This is a genomic window from Oscillibacter sp. CU971, from assembly GCF_905219725.1.
Taxonomy (GTDB): Bacteria; Bacillota; Clostridia; order Oscillospirales; family Oscillospiraceae; genus Oscillibacter.
Genome location: NZ_CAJMXG010000105.1, coordinates 1 through 9,794 on the forward strand (window position 1 = coordinate 1; position 9,794 = coordinate 9,794).

Genomic DNA, 9,794 nt, shown 5'->3' on the forward strand with positions numbered 1-9,794 from the left:
TTCTGCACAAGCTGTTTGCACCATTGCTGCTTTCAGCACTTTACTCAAGCGGTTTTAGCCTATTGGTACAGCTTCTATAATTATAACAAAAACGGGCATGGTTTTCCATGCCCGTTTTTCTGCTTATGGGAGCTCCTCCGGCAGGGGCTTCCGCGCATATTTCAAAAATTCCTCCCGGACGGCGCCAAGCTTCTTGTAAGCCTCCCGCCCTTCCGCCAAGGTCATACCGCGGTTTTCATCACTGGGCTGGTCCTCGCCGGGATCAAACACGTCGTTTTCCCAGAGGCACACCGGGCAGATATAGGCGAGGGCGTCCTCCTTGGGAACGGGGAAGGTTTTGCAGCCGCAGCAGGGACAGGGGAATTTTCCCGGTGCGGGCGGCGGTTCCGGCGGCATTTGGCCTGGAGCGGGGGCCCGTTCGTGGACCGACGTTGGAAGGAACATCCGCTTTTCCCTCACAGCGCCGTCCCTCTTTTAGGCGTGTAAAGCCGGGATAAATCGACGCCTTCCAGTTCCAAGAGAAAGCGCTTTTTCTCCACACCTCCGGCGTAACCCGTCAAACTGCCGTCCGCCCCTACCACCCGATGGCAGGGAATGATAATCGAGATGGGGTTATGCCCCACCGCACCGCCCACCGCCTGAGGAGAGGCGGGGATGCCGGAGGCTTTTAACTTCTCCGTCAAGCCTCCATAGGTAGCAGTCTCTCCAAGGGGAATTTCCAGCAGCAGCTTCCATACCCTCTGCCGGAACGCACTTCCCTTGGGAGCCAGGGGCGGCAGGGGAGGGAGGTCCCGCTTTTCAAAATAGGCGTCCAGCCACGCTGACGCTTGAAGGAAAACCGGCAGATCCGGCCGCTCTTCGGTTTCCGACTCCAGCCCGGCGGCGAAATACTTCTGCCCCTCCAGCCAGAGGCCCAGGATGCTGTCCCCGTCAGAGGCCAGGGACAGGGGGCCCATGGGGGAGGCCAGCTTCGTCAAATAAGTCATGGAGCGTTCTCCCTTCGCTTGATGCTCTCATTGTACCAGAACAAACGTATGGCTGCAAGCACATTTTTGGGCCGCTCTTGCAAGACGGCCCGACTCGTGCTACTATATAATAAAAAATGTGCAAGAACCGGAACGAAAGGAGCGCTTCCCATGCTGCTTGCCATTGATGTAGGCAACTCTAATACCTCCGTGGGCCTTTTCGACAAGGACAAAACCCTTCGCTTTCTGGCCTCTTTGGACACGGACAGCCGGAAGACCGCAGACCAGATCAGCATCGACCTGATGAACCTCTTTACGCTGTATCATTTCAATTACAGGGATGTCACCGGNGCTATCCTGTGCAGTGTTGTCCCTCCGCTGAATTTCATGATGGAAAAGGCCCTCACCCGCCTTCTGGGCAAGCCGCCCATGGTTGTCGGCCCCGGCGTGAAGACCGGCTTGAACATCCGCCTGACGGTCCAGACCCAGGTGGGGGCCGATATCGTGGCGGATGCTGNGGCGGCGCTGGAGAAATNCACGCCTCCCATCATCACCATCGACATGGGGACGGCCACTACCATCGGGGTCATCNCCGAAGGCCGGACCTCCGNGGGGGGCCTTCTCCTGCCGGGGGTCAACGTCTCCCTGGAAGCCCTGAGCCGACGGGCCGCCCAGTTGCCGGACATCTCCCTTCAGCATCCCAAGGCGTTGATCGGAAAAAACACCGAGGACTGCCTGCGCTCCGGCATTGTCTACGGAACCGCCGGAATGCTGGATGGAATCATCGACCGCATCCGGGAGGAGTTCCCGGGCCGGGAGGTCAGCGTTGTCGCCACCGGGGGAAACGCCCCTGTGATTGTGCGCTACTGCCGGAACCAGATTCTCTACGACAAGTTCCTTCTGATGAACGGGCTTTGGACCATCTACCAGAAAAACAGCTGATGGCAGGAGAATTTTCTATGTGTTGCTGTCCAAAGGTTTTCGCCGTCCGCCAACAGGCGGACGGTTTTTCGCAAATTAAAGGGAACGCCCGCCTGTTTTTCCCGTCTATATGAACGAAGGGCCCTTCCACCAATCATGAAAGGGGAGAGGATATGGAAGACCATGCCATTATAGATCTGTACTGGTCCCGGAACCCGGAGGCCATCCAGCGGACTGGGGAGAAATACGGCGCTTACTGCCGGGCCATTGCCCGGAACATCCTGCCGGACCGCCGGGATGCGGAGGAGTGCGTAAACGACACTTGGCTGGGCGCCTGGAATGCCATGCCGGAGAACCGGCCGGGCCNNCTGGCCCCGTTCCTTGGAAAAATCACCCGGAATCTGGCCTTTACCCGCTGGCGGGCCGGACATACGGAGAAGCGGGGAAGAGGCGAGCTGCCTCTGGTCCTGGACGAGCTGGCGGACTGCGCCTCAACGGAAGACACCCTCCAGACCTTGGAGGCGGCGGAACTGGAAGAAGCGGTAAACCGCTTTCTCCGCACCCTGCCGGAGCGGGAGTGCAGTGTTTTCCTGCGGCGCTATTGGTTTACGGAGCCCATGGNGGACATCGCCNGGCGCTATGGAATGCGGGAGGCTACCGTGCGGACCAGCCTGTTCCGCAGCCGGGAGAAGCTGCGGCGTCATTTGGAGAAGGAGGGCTTGCTATGAAGAATCAGGAACGGCTGTTTCTCGCCATCGGCGGGGCGGACCCGGAGTTGATAGCCCGCAGTGAGCGGCGCAGGGGAAGCCGTGGGCTCGGATACATCGTGGCCGCCGCAGCTTGCCTCGCGCTGATTCTGATTGCGGGACGCAGTATTTTCCCGCGGACAACACCGCCCCCCAGCACGACGCGGGACCCGGCGGCAACCGTGGAGCCCGGCACNGTGCCGCCGCCGGAGACGGAAAAACCGGACCCCGACGGCTGGCGCTTCATCCTGCCGGAGGGGGGCAGTGACATTGGAGCCCTGCGCCTTTTGAGCTACGCGCCCCAATCGGCGGAAGCAGTGGATTTTCTCATTTATGTCAACGAGGAACAATATGCTATCCGTGAAGAAAAAGGGCTTTACAGTATTAGAAGTACCAATCCTTTGCCGGAGGATTTTCCGGAATGCGGCCTGGATATTTTCCACCTTTCCGCAGTTTCGCCGGAAGAGGCCAGGAACACAGCGGCGGAAGCTCTGGCAGACCGTTACAAGACCGTCTCTTTGGATGATGAGAGCGCCGTGCTGCCAAAGAATCCCTATCTCCGAGCCAGTGCGGGCGTAGACTGGAACTCTGAACAGGCAGAGCTCTGGTTTGTGGACGACGGACAGGGGGGGACCTTCGTCCTCACCGCCCGTTATTTCCTGGAGGCGGAGGAGGGACTGGGCACGCAGTTCCGGGATATGGTTTCCAGCTTCCGGGTGGTTCCTCTAGACCGGATTGCCCACGAATGGATGCGCTCCCTTTACGAGACGGCGGAGCGCCTGTTCCCGGCGCTGCTGTCCAACGATCTTTCCGGTGTTTCCGACTTGCTGGCAGAGGACGCTGATGCGGACGCATACGGCGAGGACGTTTGGGACCACCTCACGGTTGCCTCCGTAGACTATGCGCCGGACAATGATCAGGACCCATCCTCTGCGATCGTGTCCGTCAAGCACCGTTTGAACCTCGAGGAAGGGGAGAGCTATTGCTATTTGACCATGAAGCTGATCCGGCAGGATAACCAGTGGCGGCTGGCCTGGTCCGGGATTGAGAAATAGACGAAAAGCGCCCCGCTCGCATGAGCGGGGCGCTTTCAGCTATACGGGAATTTACTTCGCCAGAACCTTCTTCAGCTTGGCAAACCGGGGCAGGGAGTCCTGCTTGGGCAGCTTGGGCTCACCCTGGACCAGGGGCAGGACATAGTCGATGAAGGGTTTTTCCACGCCGTTGTGGGCGGCGTTGATCCACTCCAGCGGCACCTTTTTCTCCGTGTTGGCCACGTCGGTCAGGCCCAGCAGCTTGGTCTTGCAGACATACTGGCCGTTCTCATAGCTCCGCTCAAAGCCCACCATCTTGTCGGTGATGCCCGCCACGGCGTTTTCCACAGCGGCCTTGCCGGACATGAAGGACTCTTCGATATCGGTCTCGGAGGCCAGGTGCGCGCCGCAGCGCTGGAGGAGGCTCAGCTCGATGCCCCGGACCTTGGCGCCGGTCTTCTGCTTCACGGCATCCGCCAGCATGGCGGCAAGGCCGCCCAGCTGAGCGTGGCCGAACCCGTCGGTGGCGGAGGTCTTCGCCTCGGAGACGAAGGAACCGTCGGCGTAGTGGATGCCCTCGGAGACGGCTACCATGCAGTTGCCCTTCTCCTTATAGATACGGTCTACATCCGACAGGAACTGATCCATGTCGAAGTCCACCTCAGGGAGGTACACCAGGTCGGGGCCCGCGCCATAGGCGGTGGCCAGGGCGGCGGCGCCGGCCAGCCAGCCCGCGTGACGGCCCATGATTTCAATAACGCAGACCATGCCGGTGTCATAGACCCGGGCGTCCTGATAGACCTCCATGCAGCTCGTCGCGATATACTTGGCGGCGGAAGCAAAGCCAGGGCAGTGGTCGGTCCCGAAGAGGTCATTGTCGATGGTCTTGGGCACGCCCATGACCCGGCACTCATAGCCTACCTTCTGCATGTATTTGCTGATTTTGTTGCAGGTGTCCATAGAGTCGTTTCCGCCGATGTAGAAGAAGTAGCGGACGTCGTACTTTTTGAAGATCTCCAGGATGCGCTTATAGTCGGTATCATCCACATCCGGGTCCTTCATCTTATAGCGGCAGGAGCCCAGAGCAGAGGAAGGGGTATATTTCAGCAGCTCCAGCTCGGCGGGGTCCTCCTCGCCCATGTCGAACAGCCGATCGTTCAGCACGCCCTTGATGCCGTGCTCCGCGCCCAGGACGCGGGTGATATTGGGATTTTCCAGCGCGGTGCGGATAACGNCGTACGCACTTGCGTTGATGACGGAAGTGGGTCCGCCGGACTGGCCGAAGATGCAGGCGCCTTTCAATTCACTCATGAGAAACAGCCTCCTCAAAAAATTTTTTCTTCCATTTCAAGCCCAGGGGACAGAGCCCAAGGTATTTTTTATCATACCATTCAAAAAAAGAATTGTAAATACTTGCATTTTATTTTTTTTGTGATATTATCATAAAAGAAAATCGTTTTCGTCTCCGCGAAGGAGGGGAAAGGGGCCCCAGGGCCTTTTTTCCCGCCCGGCCGGAGGCGGGACAAATAAAATTTGTCAGGAGATGATTGTTATGGCACTGGTCACTTCTACCGAGATGTTCAAAAAGGCCTATCACGGAGGGTATGCCATCGGAGCCTTCAACGTCAACAACATGGAGATTATCNAGGGCATCACCGAGGCCTGCCGCGAGGAGCAGGCTCCCGTGATCCTCCAGGTGTCCAAGGGCGCCCGGGCTTACGCCAACCGCACGTATCTTGTGAAGCTGGTGGAGGCCGCCGTCATCGAGTGCCCCGAGATTCCCATCGTGCTGCATCTGGACCACGGCGATACCTTCGAGACCTGCAAATCCTGCATCGACGACGGNNTCACCTCCGTCATGATCGACGCCAGCTCTAAGCCCTTTGCCGAAAACATCGAAATCACCAAAAAGGTGGTCGAGTACGCCCATGACCGCGGCGTAGTGGTGGAGGCGGAGCTGGGCGCTCTGGCCGGTGTGGAGGACGAGGTCAACGTCTCCGCCGAGGATTCCCACTACACCCGTCCCGAGGAAGTGGAGGAGTTCGTCTCCAAGACCGGCTGCGACTCCCTGGCCATCGCCATCGGCACCTCCCACGGCGCTTTCAAGTTCAAGCCCGAGCAGTGCACCCGCAACGAGAAGGGCATCCTGGTTCCGCCCCCGCTGCGCTTCGACATCCTGGAAGAGATCGTAAAGCGCCTGCCCGAGTTCCCCATCGTGCTCCACGGCTCCTCCAGCGTGCCTCAGGACTACGTGAAGATGGTCAACTCCAACGGCGGCAAGATGCCCGACGCCGTGGGCATCCCCGAGGAGCAGCTCCGTCAGGCCGCCCGCAGCGCCGTCTGCAAGATCAACATTGACTCCGACCTGCGCCTGGCCATGACCGGCACCATCCGGCAGCACTTCAACGAGCATCCCGGCGACTTTGATCCCCGTCAGTACCTCAAGNCTGCCCGGGCCAACATCAAGGAGCTGGTCCGCCATAAGCTGGTGGACGTCTTGGGTTGCGACCACAAGGCCTGATTTATTTCCACATAGCGGGCCAAAGGCGGAGGCGCGGAGCGCCTCCGCTTTTTACCTCTTTTTTTCCGCACGGAAACAGAGAGGACAGCGGCGGCAGAACGCGGTATACTTTTGAGACAAGGAGGGGATGGTATGGATTGGCTGAACGACTGGAACAAGGCGCTGGCCTATCTGGAAGCAAACCTGGATAGGGACATCGACCCAAAGGAGCTTGGCAGGCTGGCGGGCTGTTCCGCCTACCACTTTCAGCGGATGTTTTCTTACTTGGCCGGAATCCCGCTTGGCGAGTACATCCGCCGGAGGCGCATGACCCGGGCGGCGGCGGATCTGCAAAACGGGGAGAAAGTGCTGGACGTGGCCCTGCGCTATGGCTATGAATCGCCTACCGCCTTTAACCGGGCCTTCCAGGCGGTACACAAGCTGCCTCCATCCCAAGCAAAGCAAGAAGGTGTAAAGCTAAAAGCCTTTCCGAGTATCCACTTCAAATTTGTACTCAAAGGAGCCGAGGAAATGGAGTATCAGATCGAAAAACGGGAGGCTTTCCGCATTGTGGGCTTCCGCACGCCGCTGCCCATGGACGTGGAAAAGAGCTTTCAAGTGGTCCCGAAATTCTNGGCGGAGATCGGCCCGCGGCAAGCGGAGCTGGTTCCGCTGATGAACGGGGAGCCGGCCGGAATGTTGGGCGTGTGCACCTGTGACGAGGAGGAAAACTTCTATTATATCGCTGTGGCCTCCAGCGCCCCCGCCCCGGAGGGAATGCATGAATGGATGGTGCCCGCCGCCACCTGGGCGATTTTCGCCGGGACGGGCCGTCTGCCGGAGGCCATGCAGGAGCTTCAAAAGCGGATCGTCTCGGAATATTTACCGGATTCCGGCTATGGGTGGGCCAAGGCGCCGGACATTGAGGTCTATTTGAACCGGCCTGGAGAGGAAAGCCGCTTCCAGGTCTGGCTGCCGGTGACAATGCGCTGACGCACCCTTCCACCTCTCCCTGCATATTCTGAGAGGGAAGGGGANGGAAGCGGTATGCAGCTGCATCCATATGACCGGGAAGCCGCCGTTTTGTACGCTCACCAGTGGGCCTATGGACGGAACCCNTTTTTTTACGATTATNAGCATCTGGGAGGGGACTGCACAAACTTTGCGTCCCAGTGCATCTACGCCGGAAGCGGCGTGATGAACTTTACGCCTACTTATGGCTGGTACTATATTGACGCCAACCGGAAATCCCCGTCCTGGACAGGGGTTCCGTACTTNTACAATTTCTTNNCAAGGGATAGCTTTTCTATGGGACCGCTGGCAGAGCCCTGCCAATTGGAAGACCTGCTGCCGGGGGANATCGTTCAGCTTTCCTTCAAAGGAGAGGAGTTCCAGCATTCGCCCATTGTGGTGTCCGTGGGAAACCCGGCGACGCTGGAAAACGTCCTGATTGCCGCCCACAGCTATGACGCGGATTACCGGCCGCTATCTACTTATGAGTACCGGAAAATCCGTTTCCTGCATATTACCGGCGTCGTACGGCCCTGAAAATTTTGTTCAGAAAAGCCGCCTCTTTAGAGGCGGCTTTTCTCACTTTGAATCATCCTTTTTCCTACTATTTTTAATCTTTGACAAGGGATTTGCCTTTGCAGCTACTCGCAAAGATTCATTGTCGATATGGGTATAGATTTGCGTCGTATTCAGGTGGTCGTGGCCTAGGACCTCCTGGACCGCCCGGACGTCTACGCCATTTTGCAGCATCAGCGTGGCGGCGGTGTGGCGGAGCTTGTGAGAGGAATACTCGCTTTCGTCGATTCCGGCGGCGGAAAGACGTNTTTTCACCATGGCGTGGACCGTGGAGCGGCTGATTCGCTCGTTGCGGGAGGATAAAAACAGCGCGTTGGCATCTCGTCCGGCAATGGGGCGGCGGATGGCCAGGTAACGGTTCAGCGCGTCCTGGCAGGCGTCATTTAAATAGAGGATACGGACTTTGTTGCCCTTGCCAAGGACGCGGATAGACTCTCCTTGAATATCCCGGAGGTTCAAACCGACTAACTCTGAGATCCGCAGTCCGCAATTGAGAAACAGCGTCAGAATGCAATAGTCCCGTTCCTGGTTCTTGCCGTCCACGGAGTCCAGCAGCTCTATGCTTTGGTCCAAGGTCAAATATTTCGGCAGATTTTTTTTCAGCTTCGGCGAGTCGATATCTTTGACAGGATTTTCACGAATAAGATGGGCTTTATTGGTTAAGTAATTGTAGAACGACCGAATCGTCGCCAGCTTCCGGGCGCGGGAGGCCGTGTTAAGCCCATAGTCCGAATTCCGGCTGTTCTGGTGCTGAACGCGGTCCCGGCTCAGATAGGTCATATAGCCATAAATATCCGTCAGCGTTACCGTGGAGACAAATTCCAGATCGATGTCCTTGATGTCGATCTCGTCCAGCGCCAAGCCGGACAAGCTGGAGTCCCGCGTCTGCTTCAGATAGCGGAAGAAATTCCGCAAGTCCAGGAAATATTCGTCCACCGTCTGCTTGGAATGGGCCTTGACGGTTTCGTGGTAAGCGAGGAAGTCCCGCAGGATCGGCGGAGCTTCAGTACGGTAATCGACCATGGATCTGGGAAAGACTTCTTGAGATTGGGATAAAGAAAGCTATGACGGCCGGATGCTCCCCTATATTGAACAAAATTTTTATTTTGTTCAATCGCTTATGCCTTTCCCTTGCCTCCTCCCTGATGGTATTTCGGTTTCCAAAAGATTATATCACGGNAGCCGCATCAAGTCCAGCAGAGATTCCACCAGCGGCCCGAGGCGGCGGTCCGCCTCACGGAGCTTCTTCACCCGGTCTTGGATCATCACCATCTCGTGGTGCTTGTCCGAAATCTGCGCCTGGAGCTGGTTCCAGTCCTGAACCAGTTCGTCCCGGCGTTCCTCCATATCCAGGACGAGGTTTTCCAGCTTCTCCGAGAAATTGGCCCCACGGTATTGCTCTATGTACTTCGTCACCCGGTCCGAGAGGCGGACGCACTTTTGATTTGTTTTTGCCATACTGTTCCACAAGCCTCCTGTATTTTGGATTTTCCGAAATATTTCGCTCTTGAATTTTGCGCAGAAAGAACGGCGCGCCGTAGATTTCAACAGCTGCGGAAATGGCGTTTCCGGCCTGCTCAAAGACAAACGTGTCCAGCTGTCGAATATTATACTCTATTCCCGGCTTCACATAGAGCCGAATCCGGCNAACCTGCTCAATCAGATTTTCCCAGTAATCTTTCATGGGCCACCGCCAGCGGTTGCTGTCTGTCTCTGGATCGTCGACGTAGCGAACGTAGTTCACCAGCACACCCCGGAACAGGACGCCAATTGGAGCCGGGTCAAAGCAGAACGCCTCTGCCCGCCCGTCCCGGAGCTGCAGCTCCACCCGGACCCAGTGCTGGTCTTCCGGCAAGCCCCGTTCTGCCGCTTTGTCATAAATGCGAATCAAGACCGCGCTTTTCTTGCTGCCGTGGTAAACTGTGATTCCAGGCCACCCGTCCTTAAACTCCTTTTCTATCCTTGACTTGCGAAATTTACTCACAAACTGCTGTCCCCCGTCCTGGTTGTCACTGTCGCGGAAAAGCTGCTGGATATCCAG

The 9,794-nt window shown here is 57.6% G+C and carries 9 protein-coding genes and 1 pseudogene; 5 read left to right on the plus strand and 5 right to left on the minus strand.

Features of this window, described 5'->3' with window-relative positions; all coding sequences use genetic code 11:
• Window positions 1–123 precede the first annotated feature (123 nt).
• Both JX325_RS08725 and JX325_RS08730 read right to left on the minus strand, forming a co-directional pair.
• Entirely contained in the window at window positions 124–459 is a 336-nt protein-coding gene (locus tag JX325_RS08725; protein WP_243414006.1) for a CPCC family cysteine-rich protein, read from the minus strand.
• Complete coding sequence (locus tag JX325_RS08730; RefSeq protein WP_204790774.1) at window positions 456–986, minus strand: methylated-DNA--[protein]-cysteine S-methyltransferase; 531 nt, start codon at window positions 984–986, stop codon at window positions 456–458. Before JX325_RS08730 ends, JX325_RS08725 begins: the two co-directional genes overlap by 4 nt.
• 150 nt (window positions 987–1,136) lie before the next feature.
• On the opposite strand from JX325_RS08730, the gene JX325_RS08735 reads away from it, so the two are divergent.
• Window positions 1,137–1,907 carry a type III pantothenate kinase gene (locus tag JX325_RS08735; protein WP_204790775.1) on the plus strand — a complete coding sequence of 257 codons (771 nt, stop codon included), beginning with the start codon at window positions 1,137–1,139 and terminating at the stop codon, window positions 1,905–1,907.
• 152 nt (window positions 1,908–2,059) lie between these two features.
• Window positions 2,060–2,614 carry an RNA polymerase sigma factor gene (locus JX325_RS08740; RefSeq protein WP_204790776.1) on the plus strand — a complete coding sequence of 185 codons (555 nt, stop codon included), beginning with the start codon at window positions 2,060–2,062 and terminating at the stop codon, window positions 2,612–2,614.
• A 1,124-nt stretch (window positions 2,615–3,738) separates the two neighbouring features.
• Here JX325_RS08740 and JX325_RS08745 read toward each other — a convergent pair.
• Complete coding sequence (locus JX325_RS08745) at window positions 3,739–4,977, minus strand: 6-phosphofructokinase (RefSeq protein WP_204790777.1); 1,239 nt, start codon at window positions 4,975–4,977, stop codon at window positions 3,739–3,741.
• A gap of 241 nt (window positions 4,978–5,218) precedes the next feature.
• Between JX325_RS08745 and fba the strand changes: the two genes are divergently transcribed.
• From fba to JX325_RS08760, 3 genes are all read left to right on the plus strand, one after another.
• Entirely contained in the window at window positions 5,219–6,187 is a 969-nt protein-coding gene (fba, locus tag JX325_RS08750; protein ID WP_204790778.1) for a class II fructose-1,6-bisphosphate aldolase, read from the plus strand.
• 132 nt (window positions 6,188–6,319) lie between these two features.
• Window positions 6,320–7,159, plus strand: a complete 840-nt coding sequence (locus JX325_RS08755; protein WP_204790779.1) for an AraC family transcriptional regulator — start codon at window positions 6,320–6,322, stop codon at window positions 7,157–7,159.
• 54 nt (window positions 7,160–7,213) lie between these two features.
• The gene (locus tag JX325_RS08760; protein ID WP_204790780.1) at window positions 7,214–7,714 is read left to right on the plus strand and encodes an amidase domain-containing protein; all 501 of its coding nucleotides are present in this window, start codon (window positions 7,214–7,216) and stop codon (window positions 7,712–7,714) included.
• A gap of 42 nt (window positions 7,715–7,756) precedes the next feature.
• Here the strand turns inward: JX325_RS08760 and JX325_RS08765 are convergent, their stop codons facing one another.
• The gene (locus tag JX325_RS08765) at window positions 7,757–8,776 is read right to left on the minus strand and encodes a tyrosine recombinase XerC (protein WP_204790781.1); all 1,020 of its coding nucleotides are present in this window, start codon (window positions 8,774–8,776) and stop codon (window positions 7,757–7,759) included.
• Between the two features lie 523 nt (window positions 8,777–9,299).
• Window positions 9,300–9,794: pseudogene (locus JX325_RS18695) on the minus strand (replication initiation factor domain-containing protein); the annotation flags it as partial.